The 24984-nt window shown below is 37.3% G+C and carries 25 protein-coding genes; 6 read left to right on the top strand and 19 right to left on the bottom strand.

Features of this window, described 5'->3' with window-relative positions; all coding sequences use genetic code 11:
* Positions 1 to 74: 74 nt before the first annotated feature.
* On the top strand, positions 75 to 575 hold the full coding sequence (locus LCP48_RS04795; RefSeq protein WP_004224799.1) for a PaaI family thioesterase: 501 nt from the start codon (positions 75 to 77) through the stop codon (positions 573 to 575).
* Here the strand turns inward: LCP48_RS04795 and LCP48_RS04790 are convergent.
* Complete coding sequence (locus LCP48_RS04790) at positions 556 to 2028, bottom strand: UDP-N-acetylmuramoyl-L-alanyl-D-glutamate--2,6-diaminopimelate ligase (protein ID WP_004224798.1); 1473 nt, start codon at positions 2026 to 2028, stop codon at positions 556 to 558. The two genes, LCP48_RS04795 and LCP48_RS04790, sit on opposite strands and share 20 nt — an antisense overlap.
* Before the next feature lie 151 nt (positions 2029 to 2179).
* Positions 2180 to 3334 carry a CAP domain-containing protein gene (locus LCP48_RS04785; RefSeq protein WP_004224796.1) on the bottom strand — a complete coding sequence of 385 codons (1155 nt, stop codon included), beginning with the start codon at positions 3332 to 3334 and terminating at the stop codon, positions 2180 to 2182.
* A gap of 147 nt (positions 3335 to 3481) precedes the next feature.
* On the opposite strand from LCP48_RS04785, the gene LCP48_RS04780 reads away from it, so the two are divergent.
* Complete coding sequence (locus tag LCP48_RS04780) at positions 3482 to 3883, top strand: YugN family protein (protein WP_004224795.1); 402 nt, start codon at positions 3482 to 3484, stop codon at positions 3881 to 3883.
* 146 nt (positions 3884 to 4029) lie between these two features.
* Positions 4030 to 5091 carry a sporulation integral membrane protein YtvI gene (gene ytvI, locus LCP48_RS04775; protein WP_009373494.1) on the top strand — a complete coding sequence of 354 codons (1062 nt, stop codon included), beginning with the start codon at positions 4030 to 4032 and terminating at the stop codon, positions 5089 to 5091.
* A 14-nt stretch (positions 5092 to 5105) separates the two neighbouring features.
* Here ytvI and LCP48_RS04770 read toward each other — a convergent pair whose 3' ends face one another.
* From LCP48_RS04770 to cyoE, 7 genes are all read right to left on the bottom strand, one after another.
* On the bottom strand, positions 5106 to 5567 hold the full coding sequence (locus LCP48_RS04770) for a DUF420 domain-containing protein (protein WP_004224791.1): 462 nt from the start codon (positions 5565 to 5567) through the stop codon (positions 5106 to 5108).
* Between the two features lie 40 nt (positions 5568 to 5607).
* Positions 5608 to 6531, bottom strand: coding sequence for a cytochrome c oxidase assembly factor CtaG (ctaG, locus tag LCP48_RS04765; protein ID WP_004224790.1), 924 nt, complete (start codon positions 6529 to 6531; stop codon positions 5608 to 5610).
* A gap of 180 nt (positions 6532 to 6711) precedes the next feature.
* Complete coding sequence (locus LCP48_RS04760; protein ID WP_004224789.1) at positions 6712 to 7056, bottom strand: cytochrome C oxidase subunit IV family protein; 345 nt, start codon at positions 7054 to 7056, stop codon at positions 6712 to 6714.
* Positions 7056 to 7682 (bottom strand): cytochrome c oxidase subunit 3, encoded by a 627-nt coding sequence (locus LCP48_RS04755; RefSeq protein ID WP_004224788.1) that lies wholly within the window; start codon positions 7680 to 7682, stop codon positions 7056 to 7058. The genes LCP48_RS04760 and LCP48_RS04755 overlap by 1 nt, the downstream gene beginning before the upstream one ends.
* The gene (gene ctaD, locus LCP48_RS04750; protein ID WP_004224787.1) at positions 7682 to 9565 is read right to left on the bottom strand and encodes a cytochrome c oxidase subunit I; all 1884 of its coding nucleotides are present in this window, start codon (positions 9563 to 9565) and stop codon (positions 7682 to 7684) included. Before ctaD ends, LCP48_RS04755 begins: the two co-directional genes overlap by 1 nt.
* 40 nt (positions 9566 to 9605) lie before the next feature.
* Positions 9606 to 10694, bottom strand: a complete 1089-nt coding sequence (coxB, locus tag LCP48_RS04745; RefSeq protein WP_004224786.1) for a cytochrome c oxidase subunit II — start codon at positions 10692 to 10694, stop codon at positions 9606 to 9608.
* Between the two features lie 99 nt (positions 10695 to 10793).
* Entirely contained in the window at positions 10794 to 11711 is a 918-nt protein-coding gene (gene cyoE, locus LCP48_RS04740; RefSeq protein WP_004224785.1) for a heme o synthase, read from the bottom strand.
* Positions 11712 to 12047: 336 nt separating this feature from the next.
* Between cyoE and LCP48_RS04735 the strand changes: the two genes are divergently transcribed.
* Positions 12048 to 12971, top strand: coding sequence for a COX15/CtaA family protein (locus tag LCP48_RS04735; RefSeq protein WP_004224784.1), 924 nt, complete (start codon positions 12048 to 12050; stop codon positions 12969 to 12971).
* Between the two features lie 51 nt (positions 12972 to 13022).
* On the opposite strand, the gene LCP48_RS04730 is transcribed toward LCP48_RS04735, so the two are convergent.
* The 5 genes from LCP48_RS04730 to LCP48_RS04710 form a co-directional block, all read right to left on the bottom strand.
* Positions 13023 to 13211 carry a hypothetical protein gene (locus tag LCP48_RS04730; protein ID WP_004224783.1) on the bottom strand — a complete coding sequence of 63 codons (189 nt, stop codon included), beginning with the start codon at positions 13209 to 13211 and terminating at the stop codon, positions 13023 to 13025.
* Positions 13204 to 13824, bottom strand: a complete 621-nt coding sequence (locus LCP48_RS04725) for a TetR/AcrR family transcriptional regulator (RefSeq protein WP_004224782.1) — start codon at positions 13822 to 13824, stop codon at positions 13204 to 13206. Before LCP48_RS04725 ends, LCP48_RS04730 begins: the two co-directional genes overlap by 8 nt.
* Positions 13825 to 13957: 133 nt before the next feature.
* Positions 13958 to 17392 (bottom strand): pyruvate carboxylase, encoded by a 3435-nt coding sequence (gene pyc, locus LCP48_RS04720; protein ID WP_225340752.1) that lies wholly within the window; start codon positions 17390 to 17392, stop codon positions 13958 to 13960.
* A gap of 12 nt (positions 17393 to 17404) precedes the next feature.
* Positions 17405 to 18586, bottom strand: coding sequence for an FtsW/RodA/SpoVE family cell cycle protein (locus LCP48_RS04715; RefSeq protein WP_004224780.1), 1182 nt, complete (start codon positions 18584 to 18586; stop codon positions 17405 to 17407).
* Between the two features lie 60 nt (positions 18587 to 18646).
* Positions 18647 to 18928, bottom strand: a complete 282-nt coding sequence (locus tag LCP48_RS04710; protein ID WP_004224778.1) for an Fpa/YlaN family protein — start codon at positions 18926 to 18928, stop codon at positions 18647 to 18649.
* A 182-nt stretch (positions 18929 to 19110) separates the two neighbouring features.
* On the opposite strand from LCP48_RS04710, the gene LCP48_RS04705 reads away from it, so the two are divergent.
* Together LCP48_RS04705 and LCP48_RS04700 are read left to right on the top strand one after the other, a co-directional pair.
* A complete protein-coding gene (locus tag LCP48_RS04705; protein WP_004224777.1) occupies positions 19111 to 19611 on the top strand; it encodes a molybdopterin-binding protein in 501 nt (166 codons plus the stop codon).
* An 11-nt stretch (positions 19612 to 19622) separates the two neighbouring features.
* A complete protein-coding gene (locus tag LCP48_RS04700; RefSeq protein WP_004224776.1) occupies positions 19623 to 19826 on the top strand; it encodes a YlaI family protein in 204 nt (67 codons plus the stop codon).
* Positions 19827 to 19880: 54 nt separating this feature from the next.
* On the opposite strand, the gene LCP48_RS04695 is transcribed toward LCP48_RS04700, so the two are convergent.
* The 5 genes from LCP48_RS04695 to typA form a co-directional block, all read right to left on the bottom strand.
* Positions 19881 to 20675, bottom strand: a complete 795-nt coding sequence (locus LCP48_RS04695) for an ABC transporter permease (protein ID WP_004224775.1) — start codon at positions 20673 to 20675, stop codon at positions 19881 to 19883.
* On the bottom strand, positions 20668 to 21435 hold the full coding sequence (locus LCP48_RS04690) for an ABC transporter ATP-binding protein (protein ID WP_004224774.1): 768 nt from the start codon (positions 21433 to 21435) through the stop codon (positions 20668 to 20670). The genes LCP48_RS04695 and LCP48_RS04690 overlap by 8 nt, the downstream gene beginning before the upstream one ends.
* Position 21436: 1 nt before the next feature.
* Entirely contained in the window at positions 21437 to 22429 is a 993-nt protein-coding gene (locus LCP48_RS04685) for an ABC transporter substrate-binding protein (protein WP_004224773.1), read from the bottom strand.
* A gap of 215 nt (positions 22430 to 22644) precedes the next feature.
* Positions 22645 to 23043 (bottom strand): YlaH-like family protein, encoded by a 399-nt coding sequence (locus LCP48_RS04680; protein ID WP_004224772.1) that lies wholly within the window; start codon positions 23041 to 23043, stop codon positions 22645 to 22647.
* Between the two features lie 30 nt (positions 23044 to 23073).
* Positions 23074 to 24918, bottom strand: coding sequence for a translational GTPase TypA (typA, locus tag LCP48_RS04675; RefSeq protein WP_004224771.1), 1845 nt, complete (start codon positions 24916 to 24918; stop codon positions 23074 to 23076).
* Positions 24919 to 24984 lie beyond the last annotated feature (66 nt).

Below are 24984 nucleotides of genomic sequence, written 5' to 3'. Positions count from 1 at the left end.
AATCTCTTTCCCATCATAACAGATTTTATGGTAATTTTACATTAATGATAATTTTAATGAAAGAGGTTTTCCAAATGATGACAACATCTAAGGATCAGGTTGAACAGTTAGTGGCCGAGATTTTACAAGACAGTACCGAGGAAGATGAAGAAGTTTTATTACATCTTTTAAAGGGCCTACGGGAGAAACAGCAGGGCATTCACCGTCGTTATATTAATGCTACTTTACATATGGTAGGTAAATTTGAGACTGAGGTCAGTGAGGTCCGTATCCCTATTACACCGGTCATCCACAATACGATAAAGGTGCCCCATGGAGGTATTGTTGCAACGATTGCTGATGCCGCTATGGGGGGGCTTGCTTCGCGCTCTGTGCCTGAGGGCTATAATGTAGTAACTACGAATATGAATGTATCGTATATTGCTACCACCACAAATAAAGAATTGATTGCACGTGGTCGTTTTGTTCATAAGGGACGCCAAACGCTTGTCATGGAATGTGATATTGAAGATGAGACTGGTCGCAGGCTTGCTATTGCTACAGGATCTTTCTTCGTTATTCAGCGTCGTCCGTAATTAAACTCGCAAAATAGTCTTTAACACATTGTTGATCGGAAAAAGGGAACTTTTGATTTTTAATTTGCTGTGTTTGTTCATGCCCTTTTCCGGCAACAAGGACAATGTCACCCTTTTCTGCCTTTGCTAATGCTTGATGGATCGCAAGTTTGCGATCTAAATAAATTTCATAATATTGTTGCTCTGTAAAACCAGCAATAATACTTTCATTAATCACAATAGGATCTTCATCACGTGGATTATCTGTCGTTAAATAAATAACATCAGCGTATTTACTTGCTACTGCCCCCATTGCAAAGCGTTTCGCCTTATCTCGATTTCCTCCACAACTAAAGACAAGGTAAATTGTTTTAGAGTGATCAAAGGTTTGCAATACCGCTTGTAAAGCTTCTGCTGTATGGGCATAATCTACATAAACATCAATTCCTAATGGATTTTCAATCTTCTCTAGCCTGCCCTCTGGTAGCCTTAATGACCACATATGTCCAACTATATCTTCCATAGGGACACCTAAGCGCCATACAGCCATTAAGGATGCAACAGCATTTTGCACATGGTATTTACCGACAAAAGGAATTTCTACAATATGCTCACTCGCGGAAGTCTGTAAACAAAGTACGGTTTTGCCTACTGATTCACTGACGATTTGGATATGTAAATCATTGTGATTATCAAAACCAAATGAGCAAGATTTTTTCTTATCATAAATGCCAACAGAACGGCAAAAATTATCATCTCCATTTAATACTAGCTTTTTTGATAAATCTGCTAAACGTTTCTTGGCACGTTTATAAGCTTCTAACCCTCCATGATCTTCTAAATGATCTTCTGATAAATTTAAAAATACACCACAGTCAATGTCACAATGATCGAGCCTATGCTGCTGTAACCCCATTGAAGAAGCCTCTAATACAACATGGGTCACACCTTTCTGCACACATTGCTTAAGAATGGGGTGTAATTCTTTAGCTTGCAATGTTGTTAATTGCTCATAAGCCGTTTGTTGTTTCTCACCATTGATGAAAAAGCCAACTGTTCCAATAACTGCTGCATGTTTATGTAGTGCATTTAGAAGCTGACTGACAAAATGGCTCACTGTCGTCTTTCCATTTGTACCTGTAATGGCGATAACAGTTAAAGCTTCTGCTGGAAAAGCAGCAAGCTTCGCACTTGCATACGATAAAAATAATGCTGTATTCGGAACCCATACAAACGGAATTTCTTTATCTATAATTGGCAAAGAGATACTTTCTTCTGAAACGATGGCAGCAGCCCCACGTGCCAATGCCTCTTTGACAAACCGACTTCCCGATGTTTTTTTTCCTTTTCGCACAATAAATATATCACCAGGTTGTACCGCCTGCGCATAGTCCTCTACACCAGTAATTTCTGTCCGTATAGATCCTCCCGTCACGCTACATGGCCAGTCTTTTAATAATTCTGCTAATTGCAAACCTCATTCCCCCTCTCAGTTCTCTATCATATGACGGCGTTTGTAACGGTGTGACGAAAAATGTAGAGCCCTAAAAGAGGGAGAAACTCCACATAAAAAATGAAGACAAGCCCGTTTGTTGAAAGCTCGTCTTCATCTGAATATTATTCTGTTATGGTAAGGTTTGATTTGATTTATCTGTAGAATCTTCGCTATCTTGTTTTTCATTTTTCGTCTCTTCATTATCTTGTTCTTCTCTATCCAGTTCTTGTGTAGTAGGTTCAAGATATATTTGCGTATAATAATCTACAAAGGCACCAGAACCAACGCGGGTGTATCGATCATTCAAAAGAACTTTTCTGTGTTCAGGAGAATTTGTCCAGCCATGCATGGCTTCAATCGCATCAAAATAAGCAGTTGCTAGGTTTTCATTCGCTTCACTATACTCGATTTTTTGCGTTTGTAATCGTTTTTTTAGATCGCCATAGGTTGGAGATTCATGCGCTAAAAAATTTTGCACTTTCATGTCCTCACTATGCATTCTTGCTACTTCCTCTAAGGATTCATCCATTTCTAAAGGAAGTAAATCATGATGGACTCTTGTTACATTTAGCAAATCGTCTAATTGTTTAGCGCTAGCAACATCAATTTCTTGCTGTAAGAAAGAGGAAGGAGGAGTACGTCTAACAAGCTCCCCTTGATAGCTCATTTCATATGGCTGATGAAGGACAAGTGTTTCACTGTCTGTATATCGAATACCTTGCAACTCACTTGTCTCCCTATCTATGTAAAGTTGTGCGTAAAGACCATCAAATTTGATAAGCAGCCTTGTTTGCATATCTTCTTCACTCATCGAGAAAATGAAAATATTTTCGCCTACAGTGGCGGCTACCTCATAATCAATGATCGTCATTCTGTATATTTCATCACGTTTTTGGCCCACTTTAAAAGGAAATGCATCAATTTCTTTTCCTGCTATGTAAATTTGTGTCACAATATTATTATCAATGCCAATCATAAAAAAAGTTGAAACATCTTCATTGTAGACCCACCATTGATAACCAAATGAAGATGGCTCTTTTCTTGCAGGCTCCCCATATTGTTCTAAAACAGTTTGTGTACCTTTTCCTATCAATGTGGATATACCTGTTTGTGGACGTGTCATTGCGCCTATTGCAGGTTCCTGCTTTAGCTGTGTTTGAGGTATGATATTCGAATTGATATTCGGGCCTTCTAGAGGCTCATTTTCCTTAGGGGTATTAAAAAACATAAAGCCAATTAATGCAACTGCACCACAAACCATTAAAATGCGGAATAAAGCTTTCATACAGGACTCCTTTTCATCACCATTATTGTAAGTTATTATATCAATTGTGATTGGGTTGACACAATGTTGTCATTGCAACAATGTCGAATATGCTCTATTATAAAAATGAGCGTATACTTTGTACGAGAACCTAAAGGAGGACTATACATGTATTTTGAAAATACTAACCTTGAAAATTTAACAGCTGATCAAGAGCTACTTGTCAGCATTATGAAAAAACATGGTTTAGAATGTGATGGCGGCTGGGATTACGAGCGTATGACATTCGATAAACGATTCGATACTCGTGAAGGTCGTTATTACCTACGCGTATTCGCATATGCTATTTCTGGTGACGTAGGTGCACACGATGCCATCCTTACATTAATGAAACCAGTCCTTGGTAAATACTATTATCCACATGGTGTTGAATATGGTGATGACGAGGTTTATCCAGCACACCTTGTAAAAAAATGTGAAGAAATCTTAAAAAAGGTTAAATTAGAGTTAGATCAATTCTCAATCGAGCCTACAAATAAAAATAACTTTGAACCTGTTAACGCACGCTAATCTTTCGTACATTGAAGTGACGGCAAGTAAGCATAAATAGCTTCATGGTTGTAAAAAGACTGGTGGTCCAGTCTTTTTTTATTTTGAGTAAAAAAAAATTTTTTTCTCATACTACCTATATCTATTACAAGATGTAGGTGAGAAAAATGTTATCATTTTTTAATCGTCCTTTTTTTCGTCATCCCATTATTGTTATCGCAATGGGTATACTGATCCTTTGGTCCATCTCCATATCATTACCAATTTTACTTGCCTACTTAACCGCGTTATTGTTAGAACCAATCATCGTTCGAATGAGTAAACGGTTTAGAAAAAAACGGAAAATCGTTGTCTTCTTCTTTTTTTTGTTTTTTCTAAGTATATCTTTATTATTATGTGCTCTTATCCTCTATATAAGCTGGAAACAATTTTCTTCCTTTATCATTGATATACCTGATTATCTTAATCAATTGTCCGCCCTATGGATTCAAATGCAATCTAAGCTCAGCAATTACACCTATCATTTACCTGTAGAGCTAGTGTCACAAATTCAATTTATGATTGCAAAAGCTTTAGCATCCATCGAAAAATTTTCTTTATCCTTAACGAACGTCAATGTTTGGTCAACGTTACTAACTTATATTCCCACACGTCTTTTTGATATATTTGTCTATTGGATTGTGTTGTATATGTTGCTTTTAGAATTACCAACAATTAATCGCAAATTATTAACGCCCGTTCCTTTTCATTACCATCAAAAAATAATCTTTATTGGCCAACGTGTTAAGCTGGCATTATTTGGATTTCTGAAAGCTCAATTACTTGTAGGTATAGGGATCTTTGCTATATCATTCGCTGCATTTTATTTTTTAAAAACACCCTTTCCTATACTGTTAGCACTTCTACTTGTTGTTTTAGACTTTATCCCTTTTCTTGATTCATTTATTTTATTAGTCCCATGGGCAATCTATCAGGTCTTTGCTGGCGATTATTTATATGCTGCTGTCTTAATTTTACTAACCATTGGACAATTTCTAGTCCGACGAATGATTGAGCCAAAAATTATTGGCGATAAAATTGGCCTTTCTTCCTTGAATACCTTTATTGCCATGTTTATTGGTTTTAAAATCTTTGGATTTATTGGAATATTAATTGGTCCATTACTAGTTGTCGTAGTGCTTTCACTATTCCAACCAACTATAAAAAATCTCCCTCCTGCACAGAAATAAGGAGGGAGATTTTTTTAAAATCCTAAAATAGCTTTAATTACTGATGTTGTTTCACCAGGCTCAAATAAAATATACAATAATAAATAAACTAATACACCAGTTATGGCAACAAAGAACCAAATAATACTTGTAATTGGCCCAATTCGTCTGTGTAATTTAATGTTCATTTTCAAACCTGAAATAATACTAATGATACCGAACACAGCTCCAGATGTCGCTAAAATAATATGGAAAATCAAGAAGAACGTATAATATGGTTTTAATTCTTCTCCACCGCCAAAAGCTGTATTTCCAATAAAGATTGTACGGGACGCATAGATGATAAAGAAAATAAGTGCCGCAACACCTGCGGCAAGCATCACTTTCTTATGTCCCTCTACATTTCGTTTTATAATTAAGCCCCACCCTATCGCTACTAGTACAGCACTAATAACGATAAACGATGTACTAATAGTAGGCAAAATTTGCAATTCCATTGTCAAAACCCCTTACACAAAGTAAATTTCTATTCTTCAATTAATGTTGCTGTTGACTTTCCCACTTCTTTTGGTGGGCAGCTAAAGCGTCAGCAGTGATTTTATCTGGATCTTTTTGCTCAGATCGATACCATCTTGTGAAGATTGTACCAATTAGTACACCAAAAATAAGCTCTTGTAGGATTTTCATTAACACGCCACCTAATTGCTGATCTGCAACTGGTTTCATGTCTGTAAATAGCTCAGGTCCAGATAAAGATAATCCTGACAATGTAGAGGCTGGTACACAAAGCTCCATCGCCTTTAACCATGCATCACCGTTTGTGTATGTCTCATACATTGCATTGGGGGCAAAGATGATTAATCCACAAGCAGGTGTAATTAAAACAGCATTAGCAATAATATACGCCAATTTATGCAAAGGCTTCATTTGATTACTATTTGGCATATTTTGAATTAAAGGCCAGTACATAAACACCGCAGATAGAAATAATACAAATGTATAGGTACCATGTAATGTTTCATTTAATTTAATGTAATCCAATATGGACGGTAAATGATAGAAAGAAAATAGACCAATAAATACAAAAACAGCAACAACTGGTAATGTTAGCACTTTAAACAATGTTCTAACTACTGGTGCCTCAATAGCCACCTTCCAAACCCACCAAGGAATCCCTTTAATTAAGAAAATAGGGACCAGCAATAACAGAATAGCCATTTGCACCATATGCATGGTAAACATAATATGAGCCATTAAATCGATAGGAGATCCTTTGATAATATAGATGGTAATCATAGCTAAAACAAAGTAAATAGCTTCACTTTTTTTCAAAGGTTCGCTTACTTTAAAATCCTTACGCCACTTTGTTGTGACTAAAAAATAGATGATTGTTATAAAAACAAGAACCCCTATTAAATACGGGCTCCACAATGCTTGGAAACCAAATATACTAAGTGGCATATAGAACGCACTCCTTTAAACTTCAGTACTCCTATTATAAAACGCTTACAGCTATACTGCAATGAACGAAAGGTGAACAAATGTTAAGTTTAACAGAGTTTGCCTCTTTTGATACCTAAATAACTTCAAAACATAAGAAAAGCACGTTCGTACAAAATAACGAACGTGCTTTTTTGGTGATTACCACCAAATGATTGTTAAAAATGCTAAGAAGAATGTAAATGCGATTAAAATTCCCATCCACATGAAGAAACCAATAACGCCACCAAAGTGAGTTTTTTTATCTTCTAAGTGCATGAAAGAATAAAGTTGAAGTACAACTTGAACGCCAGCCAATAATAATACGAATGGCATAATTAAGTATTTAGAAAAATCAGCTGCAACTACTGCGAATGCGATAAAAGTGAAGAAAATCATAATCGCAAAGTTGATTACTTGTTTACGCATATGAACGGCATTATGATGACGATCATACTCATACTGTGCTTGTGACTTAGCAACTATAGGTGTATCGTGTGAAGACATTATCCGATCACTCCCATCAAGTATACTACTGTGAAGATAAATACCCAAACCACGTCGATAAAGTGCCAATATAAAGCAGCAACGAAGAATTTAGGTGCATTGTACAGGTTTAATCCACGTTTAGCATTACGGATCATTAAAGTACCAATCCATACAAGACCTAAAGTTACGTGGAAACCGTGTGTACCAACTAAAGAATAAAACGCTGTTGCAAATGCAGATTGATTAAATGTAAAACCAAGGTGCACATAGTGGTTGAACTCATAGATTTCAAGTGCTAAGAATCCAAGACCTAAAGCTAATGTAATCGCTAACCAAGTTTGCATACCTTTAAAGTTAAAGTTACGCATATGGTAAATTGCATAAACAGATGTTAGTGATGATGTTAATAATAACATCGTCATAGCAAATGCTAATGGTAATTCAAATAAACCTTGAGTTGTGAACTCCATGCCAGCTGGCCCTTTGTTCTTAAGCGCTAAATAAGTAGCGAATAAACTTGCGAAAAGTACAACTTCACAGGCAAGGAAAATCCAGAAACCAACGACTTTATTTTTACCTTCCATCGTAGCTTGTTCAGGATGATCTGGCCAAGTATGAGGAGTAAATTTAGTATTGAAATCCATTATTTATTTCCTCCTTTGCCGTAAAGATGTTCTTCAATTTCAAGAATTTCTTCTTTGTGTAAATGGAAACCATGATCGTCTTTAACAGAACGAGCAATCATTGCACCAAATGTAATAGCTAAACCAATGATTAATACATAGATAGACCATGGCTTATCTGCGTCTGGATTGTAAAGTGCACCAAATGCTGCAATAAACATACCTAATGAAATAACGAATGGAATCGCTGAGTTATTTGGCATATGGATATCACCTAGTGGCTCAGCAAATGTTACTTCTTTATTACCTTCTTGTTTTTCAATCCACCATGGATCTAAACCACGAACAAGTGGAGTTTGACGGAAATTATAGAATGGAATTGGTTGTGGAATTGACCATTCTAAAGTACGTCCATCGCCCCATGGGTCGCGTCCTGCTGGTTTGCCCTTAATAGACATTAAGCAGTTGATTACCATTAAGATAACCCCTACACCCATCATTAATGCACCGATTGTAGAGATATAGTTGAATTGATCCCAACCTTGACCTTCCATGTAAGTGAATACACGACGTGGCATACCCATCAAACCTAAGAAATGTTGAAGGAAGAATGTTAAATGGAATCCGATAAAGAATACCCAGAAAGTAATTTTACCAAGCGTTTCGTTTAACATACGGTTGAAGAAAATTGGCCAGTAGAAGTGCGCTGAACCAAATAATGCTGTAACGATACCACCAACGATTACGTAGTGGAAGTGAGCAACGATAAAGTAAGAATCATGTAATTGATAGTCAAGAGGTGCAGATGCTTGCATGACCCCTGTAACACCACCCGCAACGAATGACGGGATGAATCCAAGTGCATAAAGCATTGGTGTTGTAACTTTAATAGATCCGCCCCAAATAGTTAGGATCCAGTTGAATACTTTCATACCTGTTGGAACCGCAATTGCCATTGTTGCAACAGCGAAGATTGCGTTTGCTGTTGGCCCAAGACCAACTGTAAACATATGGTGAGCCCAAACCATGAACCCTAAGAAACCAATTAAAATTGTAGCGAATACCATTGAAGAGTATCCGAATAGACGTTTACGAGAGAACGCTGGAATAATCTCAGAGAATAAACCGAATGCTGGTAATACTAAGATATAAACCTCTGGGTGTCCGAAGATCCAGAATAAGTGTTCCCAAATTACTGTGTTACCACCCATTGTATGGTCAAAGAAGTTACCACCGAACATACGGTCAAATAACATCATTAATAAACCAATTGTTAATGGAGGGAATGCGAATAAGATTAAGGCACTTGATACAAGAGCAGTCCAAGTGAATAATGGCATACGCATAAATGTCATACCTGGAGCACGCATTGTAATAATCGTAACGATAAAGTTAAGACCTGAAATTAATGTACCTGCCCCTGAAATTTGTAAACCAAGAACATAGAAATCAATACCATGTCCTGGAGAGTATAAAGATAATGATGCATAAGAAGTCCAGCCCGCATCAGGAGCGCCACCCATAAAGAATGACAGGTGAAGGAATACTGCACCTAGGAAGAATAACCAGAACCCTAATGAGTTAAGGAACGGGAATGCAACGTCACGCGCACCAATTTGTAATGGTACAAGCATGTTCATAAATGCGAATAGTAGTGGCGTAGCAGCTAGGAATAACATTGTTGTTCCGTGCATTGTTAATAATTCATTGAAAAAACCAGCTGATACGAAATCATTATTTGGTTTCATTAATTGAATACGCATTAATAATGCTTCAAAACCAGCGATAGCGAAGAACAATGTACCGGCTAATAAATACATCACTGCTAACTTTTTATGGTCAACAGTAGTGATGTAATCCCAGACAGCTGCTCCAAAGCCCTTTTTCTGTGTGTATGAGCTCACAACTTTTACCTCCCTCAAAATTTGTTACATAGAACGAAAATTATTTTTCTACTGATAAGCCCATGATGTAAGTTGCAAGAGCTTCAATTTCTTCATCAGATAAATCACCGTAGATAGGCGCAGTGCCTTCAGCATTCATCATTAAGTTACCTGGTTTAAATTCCTCAGGGTTTTTAATCCAAGCTTTTAAGCTTTCTTCATTATGCTCTAAGAAACCAGCAACACGGTTACGGTCACCAAACGTAGTTAAGTTTGGACCTGGTGTACCGCCTGCTCCTGAACCAGAGATAGCATGACAGCCTAAGCAGCTATTAGCAAAAGTTGCTTCACCAAGATCAGTGGAAGCTTTGTCAGCAGTTTGTCCTTCAGTTGCTTTCATTGCATCAACCCATGCATCAAATGCATCAGGGCTTAATGTTTTTACTTTAAAGTCCATTAATGCATGTGAAGGTCCACATAATTCAGCACATTTTCCATAAAATACGCCATCTTTAAGATCTTTTGATTCTTTATCGAATACTAAGTAGAATTTGTTTAAGTTTTCCACGTTTGTATCCATTTTACCGCCTACAGCAGGAATCCAGAATGAGTGCTTAACATCGGCAGCTTTTAAATTAAAGTAAACTTTTTCACCTGTTGGTACCACTAGCTCTTGAGCCGTTACGATACCTTGGTTAGGATATTCGAATTCCCACCAGTATAATTTTGCCGTTACATTGATCGTTAGGGCTGTTTTGTTCCCTTCTTCATCTACCTCATCCATTGCAGCAACATCTGCAAATTTATAAGTAGTTGTAACAACTGGTACAGCGATAATTAATAATAAAATAATCGGAATAACTGTCCAAATCACTTCTAAAGTATGACTACCTTCTACTTGCTTAGGTATAACATTTTCACCTACGCGTGCACGACGGTATTTTAGGAATGCAAGTAAATAGATAACGGATACTATTACTACTACTAGCGTCATAATTACAGTAGTTAACAGTAATAAATTTAATTGTTGTTTACCTACTTCTCCAGATGGTTTTAGTGTAGAAAGATAATCTTCACCACAACCTGAAAGGAAAACCATCATCACTGCTAGAAGTGAAAAAAGACGCCATTTTTTAAGCCCTTTCATCATAGCTTAATTAAACCCCTCTTTCTTTGTTGTATTTTCATGTGTACCTAGGACATCAGTTCTGTCTATCTGAATTCTTATAAAAAGAAAGAATCCCTAACTTTAGCTAAACACCGCAAATATTATGATGGCTACAAATAGTATGGTCATATGATTCAACGAATAAATAAACATTTTATTTGCCCATTTCATATCATCTTTTGTTGTAAAGCCTTTCAGAGCTAGTATTAACCAACCCAAGTTCAATGCAGTAGCAAGAGTTAAAAAGCCAATTCCAAGCTCTGTTAAAAGGAAAGGTAACGGTAATAATAAAAGAATCCAGAATAACATTGAGTACTTTGTACGTTTAAATCCCTTTATAACAGGTAGCATTGGTATTTTAGCTGCACGATATTCCTCAGTCCGTTTCATAGCAAGCGCATAGAAATGTGGTGGTTGCCATGCAAACATGATAAGGAATAAAGCTAGTGCTCCTGGACCTAAGGCAGGCTCAATCGCCGCGAATCCAATAACAGGAGGAATAGCCCCAGAAATACTACCTACAACCGTGTTACTAACATGCTTCCTCTTTGACCACATTGAATACAGAACGACATAAGCAAATATTCCTACTAGTCCCCACATGCCGGCTGCAAACGATGCCGCAAATAACAAAATTTCACCTACAATTAAAAATGAGAGGGCAATGGTCAACACAAAGTTTGGCTTAAATCTGCCTGTCACTGTCGGTCTTGCCTTTGTTCTTTTCATGATAGGATCTATATCCTGATCAATGAAGTTATTCATTGCACCTGAGCCACCAATGATTAATGCCGCACCCAGCATGGTGTAAAATATGACATCAAGCTCTTGCAAGAAATGTCTACTAGTAAACTGAAAAGCCAGCCACATCCCTGTAAACGTTGTGACAAGATTCGAGTTAACGATTCCAATTTTTATTAGTGCTAAGAAATCTTTTACAACAGATGTTGTTTCAGGACCAGTATTTCTAGTAGCCGCCAGTGTACGACCGTTTGACATAATACCTCTCCTTTCATTTTTGTAAGCATATTCCGCTAACAATAACTATAGCGAAATTTGCGATTGATTTCTAGACATTAAGTGAAATTTAGATGAAGTTGTAAAAATTAGTTTTGTCTAGAAATATAATTAAAAACAACATATCTATAGTAAAACATTTTCTAAAATGAATTGTGAAGGTTAAAGCACGAAATTATGAACAATTTGTGAAATGGAATCGACATCTAGTAGTCCCTTCTCTTTACAAGTTGTTTTTTATACGTATTTTCGATATTATCTAGTAGCAGAAACATTACGTGCTTGTAATGTTGATAGATAAAGTAGGTGACTCATTTTATGCAACACAACAGGTATTTGAAGTGGTTTGCTGTTGCCGCTACAGTAGGGATGCTCCTTATATTACTAGGTGGGGCTCTCGTTACCAAAACAGATAGTGGCCTAGGCTGTGGTCGAAACTGGCCTGATTGTAATGGATCTCTTATTCCAAAGGAGATTACACCAGAAGTCCTTATCGAATTCTCACATCGTCTCGTAACAGGAGTTGTATCTATTTCAATTCTTGTGTTAACCGTTTGGACATGGCGTAAGCTCGGACATATTCGCGAAGTAAAACTATTAGGTTTCCTAGCAATGTTTTTCTTAATCGCGCAAGCTCTTATTGGAGCAGCTCAAGTATTATGGGGGCAAGGTGATTTCATCTTAGCACTTCATTTTGGGATATCTCTGATTTCCTTTGCCGCGGTTCTTCTTCTCTCTATGATTGTATTTGAAGTCGATCGGAAATTTGATGCCGATAACGTATTTATTGGTAAAAAGTTACGTTGGCATACAATTGCTGTCACAATTTATTCTTATTTAGTCGTTTATACAGGGGCGCTAGTTCGTCATACAGATTCGAGCTTAATTTGTCCTGATTGGCCATTTTGCTATAATGAAACACCATTCGCACCCCCGAATAATATGTATGAATGGGTGCAAATGGGACATCGATTAGCTGTTCTTATTATTTTCATTTGGATTGCATACATAACTTGGCACGCTGTAAAGGAATATAAACATCAACGTGTTATATACTATGGATGGATAATTGCTTTTTCTATAGTAGTTTTACAAGTTATTGCAGGTATGTTAGTAGTCCTTACTAAACTGAATTTAACGGTAGCTTTACTGCATTCATTATTTATTTCCCTTTTATTCGGTTTATTATGCTATATGATCATGCTAGTTGCTAGAAGTAATTATAATGAGAAAAAGAAATAGCCCATTAAAAAAGATTCGCCACCAAAGATGTGTCGAATCTTTTTTCTATGACTATTTTTGTTTCTTCATAGCTTCAGTTCCTATAATTCCAACAATTAAGATAATCATGGATACTAGTGCATAATCTTTAAAAAATGTTGTAAAGGGAATGTCGAAATATCGACAAATTAGTGTTACGAGACGGCCTCCTAATAAAATTAAACCAATGACTAACATCCAGTTGAATAGCGCTCTAAGCATTTTTTGGCCCCTCTACTTTCATTGCTGTCCATATAATATTTGTTACTTCGAGACTGTAATCCACTGCCGCAATAGCAAGCGGTCCCCCTATAAGCATGTATTCACCAATCGCTCCTTGAATTACTTTTGCCATTACATTGACAGAGCGAACACTAAATGTCCCCTGTTTTTTACCAGCTTCTAAAATATTACATAATGCCGTCAATAGTGGGTCTTCCTCTTCATCTGGCAGTTTATAGTAAGGGATGTCTTGTGCAGTCCGAGCGTTGAAGACAATTTCTAATAATGCTGCATTTTCTTTTGGGTGTGTCGCTTGATAAGCAATGCTCGCCTCTATGAAGTTTGCTAATTGTGTGACAGGATCACTGGCAGTATATGTTTTTGTCAAAATGAAAGTTGTGGATTGCTCGGTTAGTGCTTGCAGACTTTGGTTGATTAAATCTTGTCGATCTACAAAGTGATAAGAAATTAATGCTGTGCTAATAGAAGCACGTTTAGGGATTTGTGCTAAACTCGCCTTTACATAGCCTATATCATCAAGTGTCGTTATCGTAGCTTCAATAATTTGCTGCTTTCTTGCTTCCTGAATAAAGGTATTTTTATTGCTATCCATAGAACCCTCCTGATTGATTAGCCAAACATTTTTTTGATTAAGTAATCAAATTGTATATGATTTATCGCTTAACACAATAAAAAAGGTTATATAGATGCAATAAAAGCATCTAATAACCTTTTTTCACGACTATCTATTCAATTTCAATTAATAGATCCCCTGTAGAAATCGCATCTCCTGCACTCGCATATACTTCTTTTACAATGCCGTCTTTAGGTGCTTGGACAGTTGTTTCCATTTTCATGGCTTCTGTAATTAACAGATGATCCCCACGTTTAACAGGACTACCTTTAGAAACAACAACTTTTAACACAGTACCTGGCATTGTAGCACCGATTTGATTTGGATTGCTTGGATCGGCTTTTAACGCTAAATTGCCATCAACCTCAACAGTCATATCTTGAATCACCAATTCACGCGATTGTCCATTGAGCTCAAAGTAAAGGACACGTGTTCCATTGTGTTGTGGTTCCCCGATTGAAACGAGTTTAATAATCAATGTTTTACCTTTTTCAATTTCGACCTCAATAATTTCTCCAAGCTTTAAGCCATATAAGAATGTCGGTGTGTCAAGAACTGAAATATTGCCAAAGGATTCTGCTGTTTTCGCATATTCCTCAAAGACTTTTGGATAAAGTGCATAAGCCAGTACATCTTTTTTCGTAACTGGACGATTTAACTTTTCCTCTAGTACAACCTCTAATTGATCAAACTGAATAGGCTCTAATAATTCTCCTGGACGAACTGTAATTGCTTCACGATCTTTTAACACTACTTGTTGTAATGCCTCTGGGAACCCGCCATGTGGCTGCCCAAGATAACCTTGGAAGAATTCAATCACAGAATCTGGGAAGTCAATCGTTTTCCCTCTTGTTAAGACCGTATTTTCGTCTAGATCATTTTGCACCATAAATAAAGCCATATCACCTACCACTTTTGAGGATGGGGTAACTTTAACAATATCACCAAATAGTAGATTTACACGGGAATACATGCGTTTCACTTCTTCCCATCGATCACCAAGCCCTACAGCTTTTGCTTGTTGCTGTAAGTTACTATACTGACCACCAGGCATCTCATGTACGTAAATCTCAGAATGTGGGCTGATCATGCCACTTTCAAAATCTTTATAGTATTTACGAACATCTTCCCAGTAGTACGATAATTTTTCTAATGCATCGATATCTGCTCGTACCTCACGTTTGCTGCCCTTCATTGCATAGTACAAGGAGTTTGCACTCGGTTGAGATGTTAGGCCTGCCATAGATCCAAGCGCTGTATCAATGATATCAACACCTGCTTCTATCGCTTTAGCATATAAGTAAATTCCATTGCCACTAGTATCATGTGTATGCAAGTGGATTGGCAGACTTGTCGTCTCTTTTAACTCGGAAATTAAACGGTACGCCGCTTCTGGTTTCAATAAACCAGCCATATCTTTAATCGCTAAAATATGGGCACCAGATGCTTCAAGTTCTTTCGCCATATCCTTATAGTATTGCACTGAATATTTCGCACGGCTGTCATCGAGGATATCCCCCGTATAACAGATTGCCGCTTCAGCAATTTTTCCTGATTGACACACAGCATCTATTGCTACTTCCATGCCTTTAATCCAATTCAAGCTATCGAAAATACGGAATACATCAATTCCTGATGAAGCCGATTCAGCGATAAATTCTCGGATTAGATTGTCAGGATAGTTTGTATAACCAACAGCATTAGCTCCACGCAGTAACATCTGGAATAGCACGTTCGGCACTTGCTCACGCAGTTTCGCTAGTCGCTCCCATGGATCTTCTTTTAAGAAGCGATACGCTACATCGAATGTTGCCCCACCCCACATTTCCAGCGAGAATAACTGATGCATCATGCGAGCTGTTGCATCTGCAATTTGATACATATCCTGTGAACGAACACGTGTTGCAAGTAGAGATTGGTGTGCATCACGGAATGTAGTGTCTGTTAGTAGTACGTCTTCCTGTGCTAAAATCCACTGGACTAAGCCATCTGCTCCCTGTGTATCTAAAATCTGCTTCGTACCTGCTGGTGGTACAATTAAAGGATCAATTTTAGGTTGGTTTGGCTGAACAAAGATAGGTTTTGATTTCTTCTCTACACCAGGGAAGCCATTTAAGGTCACATTCCCGATATAGCTTAACAGCTTTGTTCCACGGTCTTTACGGACAGGGAACTCAAAAAGCTCTGGTGTTGTATCAATAAAGCTAGTATCAAAGGCTCCTGATAAAAACTTCTCATGTGTCACCACATTATTTAAAAACGGAATATTCGTTTTAACGCCACGAATACGGAATTCTTTTAAATTACGATCCATTTTCGCAGCAGCTTCTTTAAAGTTCATACCCGAAGTGGAAATTTTAACCAATAAAGAGTCATAGTATGGTGTTACGACAGCACCTTGGAATCCATTCCCGGCATCTAATCGCACGCCAAAACCACCACTTGAGCGGTAAACCATTAACTTTCCTGTATCTGGCATAAAGTCATTTGCAGGGTCTTCTGTTGTCACACGGGCTTGAATGGCATAGCCAATCATTGGCATGTCTTCTTGCTTTGGCATATGAATTTCTTCACTGTGAAGTCCATAGCCTGCCGCTACCTTGATTTGGGCATGGACGATATCAACACCTGTAATCATTTCTGTAATTGTATGTTCTACTTGAATGCGAGGGTTTACCTCGATGAAATAAAAATCTTCTCCTGCGACTAAAAATTCCACTGTCCCTGCATTTATGTACGAGACATTCTTCATTAATTTCACAGCTGCATCGCAAATACGATTTCTTAACTCTTGTGAAATTGAATGAGATGGCGCAATTTCTACCACTTTTTGATGTCGACGCTGAATTGAGCAATCGCGCTCATATAAATGCACAATATTGCCATGTTTATCGCCAATAATTTGTACTTCAATGTGTTTTGGTTTTATGATTGCTTTTTCTATATATACTTCATCGGAACCAAAAGCAGCCTTTGCCTCAGATTTTGCTCTTTCATAGGAGGAAGCAAGATCTTCTGGCGTATGGACTAGACGCATCCCTCGACCACCACCGCCAAGTGCTGCCTTAATCATAACTGGATAGCCATAATTGCTAGCAAACGTCTCTACCTCTGCTAGATCGGCTACTGGGCCATCTGTACCAGGAATAACAGGAATCTCAGCCGCAATGGCTTGAGAACGTGCTTTGACCTTATCTCCAAACATATCTAAATGCTGAGAAGTTGGTCCGATAAAGACAATGCCCTCTTCCTCACAGCGACGTGCAAATTCCACGTTTTCTGATAAAAAACCATACCCTGGATGAATCGCATCAACATCTGCATCTTTTGCGATGGCAATAATACCTTCAATATCTAAATAAGCATCGATTGGTTTCTTGCCAGCTCCCACTAAATAAGCTTCATCTGCTTTAAAGCGATGAAAAGCACCACTATCTTCTCTTGAATAGATGGCAACAGTTTGGATATTCAGCTCCGTACAAGCACGGAAAATACGAATTGCAATTTCTCCTCGATTGGCTACGAGAATTTTGTTGATTGATTCCATAGGTATCCCCCTTTATGATTGTGTTTTTTTCCTCTCTACCTTTTCAAACATAGAAACATTGATCAATATTCCCATCGCTAAAGATAGAATGATTATAGATGTACCGCCATAGCTTATAAAAGGTAACGTTACACCGGTTAACGGGATTAACCCGGTTACACCCCCAAGATTAATAAACGATTGCCAGCCTATCCAGCTCGCAATACCAGCCGCAATCATGCGTGCTAATGGATCTTTTGTTCGCAATGCAATCGAAAAACCTTTATATACAATAAATCCTAAACCACCTAGGACAATTAAAACTCCCCATATTCCTAATTCCTCCATAATAATGGCCATAATAAAATCTGTTTGTGGTTCAGGTAAGTAACCTAATTTTTGAATGGATTGACCTAGACCACGTCCCTCTAAGCCGCCTCCGCCAATGGCATAATAACTATTCACCACTTGGTGACCACTACCATCCTCATATTCAAACGGATTTAAGTAAGACAATATCCGTCCTTTTCGATTTCCTGTTAGTAGCTCTCCCTTAAATAGCCATAGAATACCAAGAATAGCTGTACCAAATGCACCTAATACACCGAAAAATTTCCAAAATGTTTTAAATGGAATACCACTTGAAGCTACAACCGAAACAGCAATACCACATAGAATAATCACTGCTCCTAAGTCTGTTTCAAAGGCTACCCCAGCAACCACTAATATCCACAGAAAAATTGGATAAAAAATTTCAGTAGGTTGTAGCTTTTCAAACGTATATTTTTGTGCTTTTCGATAAAAAGCAGCTGCAAAATATAAAATTATAAATAGTTTCGCATACTCCGAAGGCTGAAAATTCCCTAATCCTGGGATAGCAATCCAACTTTGAGAGCCTACTTCATCTGCCCCATGACCAAATAATTTTAACCATGTGAATAACACCGCCAATACGACCGTTAGTAACAACATAATATTCTTATTCGCATAATGTTTATATGGAAAAAATGCTGTAATGATAAAGCCAAGAAATGCCACCATTAAATTGGTCACTTGCTTTTGATAAAAATAATCAGGTGCCTGTTTTTTCTGTGCAATAGCAACCATCATACTTGAACTGTAAATCATTATTAACCCAAATAAACTTAATAATAGGACCGTAAAAAATAAGGGGTAATCAAAATTTTGTGCATAGCGTTTTAAGTATTGTCTCATCGGAAAACCTCGTTCTAGTAAAAAAACTCAAAGCGCAAAGAAGCGTTTGAGTTTTTCTTTTTATTTGTCTGTATACGCGTCGTGTAGTACAGAAAGTTCCTTCTCGAGTGAATCGAGAATTTCTTTGCCTTTTTCACGTTCAATCAATCCAAGCTTCACAGCAAAATCAATTTCACGCGATAGACCGAACATTTGTGTATCTAATACTTCCTCATATAAAGGGCATTGTGGCATTGTTAAATGATCCATTTGTACTCGAATAAGGCGAGCAATCTTATCTGCATCAGCAACTAATAGCTCCAAAGCCTTCTCTTGAAAAGAAGTTTGTGATTTCGTATCCATGAGGACGCCCCCATTATCTGATATTTCTTCGATTCTATCTTAATAAAGTTTATCTTTTAGTCGATAAAAATGCAAGTGTCTTCATTGGAAAATAGAGAATTCGAATTATATTTCTTTATTATCTCTAGGCATTAGCGTTATACTATGTCATGGATATACAAGATTTGAGGAGGATTTCTATTATGGAAACAATAATTCCTATCACAGGTGCAGTCACATACCAACTAACATTAGATCCTACTGTGTGGATTTTCGATGATCGTAAATTAGATTTAAACACTTACTTCACTACTCAAAATGTTGAGGAAGATGCTGACGTCAAATATATGCGTGAAGTAGGAGCACACTGGTCACGTGAAATTATGGAAGGAGCAACATTCCCACCTACATTAAAATCAGAAAGGAAATTTGACCGTAAAGGAATGGAGACAGGTACATTTGGTATCGAATTAAGTCATTTCTTGAAGAATGCTGAAATTAAACCAGAAGCGACAAAAATCATCTTAACTTGCAAAGATGGTCAAGAATATCCTTTCACAATTGAAGAAGCTTATACACTTATTTTAAAATATAGCCAAGACGGTAAGCCTCTTTTAGAAGACGGTCCCATCCATGTATTACTAAAAGACGGTTCAAATATTGACAATCCTATTAAAAACGTATCAGCCATTCGCGCTGAATAGGAGGGAATGCAATGCGCGTTAAATGCGTTATTTGCGATACGATTCATAATTTAGACGATAATTTACCTTTAGCAAAAAAATTGCGTAATCGACCAATTCATACTTATATGTGCAATATTTGTCATGATCGCATTTCGGAAAATACTGTAGCACGAATGGAAACAGGCAATTTCCGTTTTTATCGCACTTCACCCCAGATGGATAAAGAATTTTAACTAAAGAACAGATTAAAAAGAGGTGCCTCTATTTTGAGACACCTCTTTTTTCTACTATGCATTATTTTTAATAATCGTCTTTTCAACTAATTCTACAACTTGATACATAATGGTAGCAAAAAAGGCAATGATCAGAAGTGACATAAGGACAAGGTTAAAATTAAATACTTGGAAGCCATAGATAATTAAATAACCAAGTCCTTTTGAAGCTACTAAAAATTCCCCTACAATAACCCCTACCCATGATAAACCAACATTCACTTTCAAGGTCGAAATGATCGTAGGAAATGAGGCTGGCAAAATGACCTCACGAAAGATTTGCCATCTTGTCGCTCCAAAGGTTTGTAAAACCTTACTATAATTTGGATCGACACCTTTAAATGCCGTATATACAACAATCGTTGTAATAATGATGGATATTAATGCACCCATAGCTATGATGGAAAAATAACCTGGACCAAGTGCAACAATCAAAATCGGACCAAGCGCAACCTTTGGCATCGCGTTTAAAATTACTAGATAGGGATCGAGTACTTTTGATAGTAACGGAGACCACCACAAGACAACAGCTATCAATGTTCCTAATAAAGTTCCCGCTAAAAAGCCAATTACGGTCTCCATTAATGTAACACTCACATGCAATGTTAAAGAACCATCGCTGACTTTTTCAATAAATGTATGCCATACATGAGTTGGCGAGCTAAAAATTAACCGATCAATCCATTCTAATCTTGAAAGCAGTTCCCATCCTCCAAAGAATAGCAGTAAAATAATAAGCTGATACACTCGAACATAGCGTTTTTCTTTTTTTAACAATTGCTGATATTGTTTAAATAATGTATTATCCAAGGCTCTCCAGCTCCTTCCAAATAGTTTGGAAAATATCTGCATAGGCTGGATGCTGTCTTACATCAAAAGGTGATAGTTCATTAAGGGCTTTAGGTATTTCAAACACCTTGTGAACTGTCCCCGGATTTGCAGAAAATAGAACTACGCGCTCACTCATCGCGATTGCTTCACCAATATCATGTGTCACAAGAATAGCAGTCTTTTTATAAGTTTTTAATGTTTCCACCACTAAATCCTCAAGCTTTAATTTCGACTGATAATCTAATGCAGAAAATGGTTCATCTAATAATAAAATTTTTGGGTTTACAGCTAAGGTACGGGCAAGGGCGACACGTTGCCTCATACCCCCTGATAATTCTCGAGGATAATTATTCCCCACATGCGGTAATCCTACTTCCTGTAATAACGCATTGGCCGTTACTTTATGTGTTTTATGACTTTTCTCCATTATTTTCAAGCCAATTGTGACGTTTTCTTCAATGGTCTTCCAAGGAAATAAATAATCCTGCTGAAGCATATAGCCAATGCTTGATTGATTACTTGCTGATAGCTTTTCACCATCTATATAAACATTGCCTTCAGTGGCAGGGAATAAGCCTGCAATAATTGATAATAATGTGGTTTTACCGCAGCCACTCGGCCCAATAAACGAAACAAACTCTCCTTCATGAATGGCTAAACTGATATCACGTAATACTTCCTTTGCCTGTGTACTTGAAAAATAACTATGGTGAATATTCTCCAGCTGTAAAAATTCCATATTACTCAGCAGCCTTTTTGGCAAAAGTAGTGTTCACAAGTTTTTCATACTCCACTCGTTGAGGAAGTTCACCTGCTTCCTCCATAATTGTTTGCAAGTTATCCCACTCTCCTTCATCAAGGATTGGGTCAGTAGCATAAGAGCCTTGTGCTTTATATCGCTCAATTACCGTTTCAATTATCTCTATATCTACATTTTCAAAATACGGTTGAATAATCTTTGCTACTTCAGCAGCACTCTCATTTTGCACAAAATCCTGTGCTCGTTTCAATGCATTTGTAAAAGCTTGAACAGTTGAAGCTTCATCCTTTAAATAACTACTTTTGGCCATAAAGGACGTGTAAGGAAGATTACCAGACTCCGTTCCAAACGAAGCTACAATATAACCTTTTCCTTCTTTCTCAAAGACACTCGCAGTAGGTTCAAATAATTGAACATAGTCACCAGTACCTGATGCAAAAGCAGTAGCAATGTTGGCAAAATCAATATTTTGAATGAGCGTTAAATCATTTACAGGGTCGATGCCATGTTTTTTCAGCACGAATTCACCTGCCATTTGTGGCATTCCACCTTTACGTTGCCCCAAAAACGTTGAGCCCTTCAATTGATCCCACGAAAAATTATCTATCTTATCTCTTGCCACTAAAAAGGTACCATCCGTTTGTGTTAACTGTGCAAAATTTTGAATAGGATCATTTGCACCTTGTAATGTGACATAAATAGACGTCTCCGACCCAACTAAAGCTATATCAATTCCATCTGACAGTAACGCCGTCATCGTTTTATCGCCACCTGCAATCGTTTGTAGCTCAACCGAAAGACCCTCCTCCTCGAAGAAACCTTTCTCAAGTGCTACATATTGAGGCGCATAGAAAATTGAACGAGTTACTTCTCCTACTTTGACTTTTTCTAGCTCTGCTTTATTACATGCCGTCAAAGAAAGGAGTAACAAAGCAATGACACCTAATAATAAACCTTTTGTAAGCCAACGCATTCCCTTTCCTCCTTGATGTGTTGAAAATAAGCCTATCGACATTAACTTATTCACATAAGAAGATTTCGGTGCCTATCATTTTTTAATTTGTGTAGAGTGTGGGTGTTTTCTTCAGCTTGACTACAGGGGAAACATACAAAAAAACAGCCTTAGCATTAAAACCGCTAAGACTGTTTATAACAAATAAAAAGTTCTTATTATAAAGTACGTAATTGTTATTGATTGGTAGCTTGTTGTTCTTCTCTTTTTTCACGCCATAGTCTTGTTTTATAGACAATTAGAATTAAGGCCGCTACAATCAGACCTTCAATCATTGGCAAGAATAGAGCGAAGAATGTAAGCATGATACAACCTAAAAATAGGAACGCATAAATAATAATATTTTGAGATAACTTTAATTTCTTGGCAAAGCCTAGCTTATAGACAATGGCAGAAAGTACAAATACAAGAAGAAATACAACATAACCTGCTATTTCATAGCTTGGTAAATTTTCATATAAAAATCTAGTGATACCAGCCATTCTCCCATAAACTCGTGTTGTTTCATCTGTACCTGTCTGTGCAGCAACTTGAATAACATTTAGTTCACCCAATAAAGCGGACTTCAGATCCAAGACTCCTCTTCCTTTCGTGGAAGCAAAAAATTATTGTTCAGCGTTTTTTAGTTTTTTCGCTATTCTTTCACGTTCATTTTTATCTAGAATTTGTTTACGAAGGCGAATAGATTCTGGAGTGATTTCTAAATACTCATCATCATTTAAGAACTCTAATGCTTCTTCTAGTGTTAATAGACGTGGCTTTTTAATAACGTTTGTTGCATCTTTTGTCGCAGAACGAACATTCGTTTTTTGCTTCATTTTTGTTATGTTTACAGTGATATCATTATCACGTGTATTTTCACCAACAATCATACCTTCATAAATTTCAGTACCTGGCTCAACAAATAGTGTACCACGGTCCTCTACTTGCATCATACCATAAGTTGTCGATTTACCAGTTTCCATTGATACAAGAACACCTTGGTGACGTCCACCAATACGGCCTGGAATATATGGTTGGTAACAATCGAATGTATGGTTAATGATACCAAAACCTTTCGTCATAGACATGAATTCTGTTGTATATCCAATTAAACCACGAGCAGGAACAAGGAATGTTAAACGTACTTGGCCATTGCCATTGTTCACCATATCCAACATTTCACCTTTACGCGTACCAATCGATTCAATAACCGAACCTACATTTTCTTCTGGAACATCAATTTGTACACGTTCAAATGGTTCACATTTTACACCATCAATTTCACGAATGATAACTTGAGGTTTTGATACTTGTAGTTCAAAGCCTTCACGGCGCATATTTTCAATAAGAATTGATAAATGTAGCTCACCACGACCAGAAACTGTCCATGCATCTGGTGAATCTGTATCTTCTACACGAAGAGATACGTCCGTTTGAAGTTGTGAACGTAAACGCTCTTCTACTTTACGAGCAGTTACCCATTTCCCTTCACGACCTGCAAACGGTGAATTATTCACTAAGAAAGTCATTTGTAATGTTGGTTCGTCAATACGTAATGGTGTTAAAGCTTCTTGATGTTCCACCGGACATACTGTTTCCCCAACATTGATGTCTTCCATCCCTGAAACAGCAATTAAGTCACCAGCTTTTGCTGATTGGATTTCTTCACGTTTTAAACCAAAGAAACCAAATAGTTTCGTAACACGGAATTGTTTCACAGTCCCATCTAACTTCATTAAAGCAACTTGTTGTCCTACTTCAATTGTTCCGCGGAATACGCGTCCAATCCCAATACGACCAACATAATCATTGTAGTCAAGTAATGCCACTTGGAATTGTAATGGATCTGCTGAGTTGTCTACTGGTGCAGGAATTGCTTCAATTACCTTTTCAAATAGACATTGCATATTTTCTTCTTGTTTTGTTGGATCAGCATCAAGAGAAGCTGTACCGTTTACACCTGATGCATACACAACAGGGAAATCTAATTGATCATCATCAGCGCCTAGCTCGATAAATAATTCTAATACTTCATCTACTACTTCTAATGGGCGAGCTGAGTCTTTATCAACTTTGTTTACAACTACAATCGGTGTTAACTTTTGTTCCAACGCTTTTTTCAGTACAAAGCGTGTTTGCGGCATACAACCTTCATACGCATCGACAACTAGTAAAACGCCATCTACCATTTTTAAAATACGTTCTACCTCACCACCGAAGTCGGCGTGTCCAGGCGTATCAAGGATGTTAATACGAGTTCCGTTATAGTTTACTGCAGTATTTTTTGCTAAAATTGTAATACCACGTTCGCGTTCAATATCATTAGAGTCCATTGCACGTTCTTCAACATGTTCGTTTGAACGGAATGTACCTGATTGTTTTAATAGTTGGTCGACTAAAGTAGTTTTACCATGGTCAACGTGGGCGATAATTGCGATATTGCGAAGATCTTGACGTAAGTTTGTCATTATTCCACTCCATATTCTTTTTTCGAATGTTTAACTGTGATATTATAGCACAAGAAGGATAGAAAT

Source organism: Lysinibacillus capsici (assembly GCF_020217405.1).
Classification (GTDB): domain Bacteria; phylum Bacillota; class Bacilli; order Bacillales_A; family Planococcaceae; genus Lysinibacillus; species Lysinibacillus capsici.
This window is presented reverse-complemented; position numbering and strand designations above follow the sequence as displayed.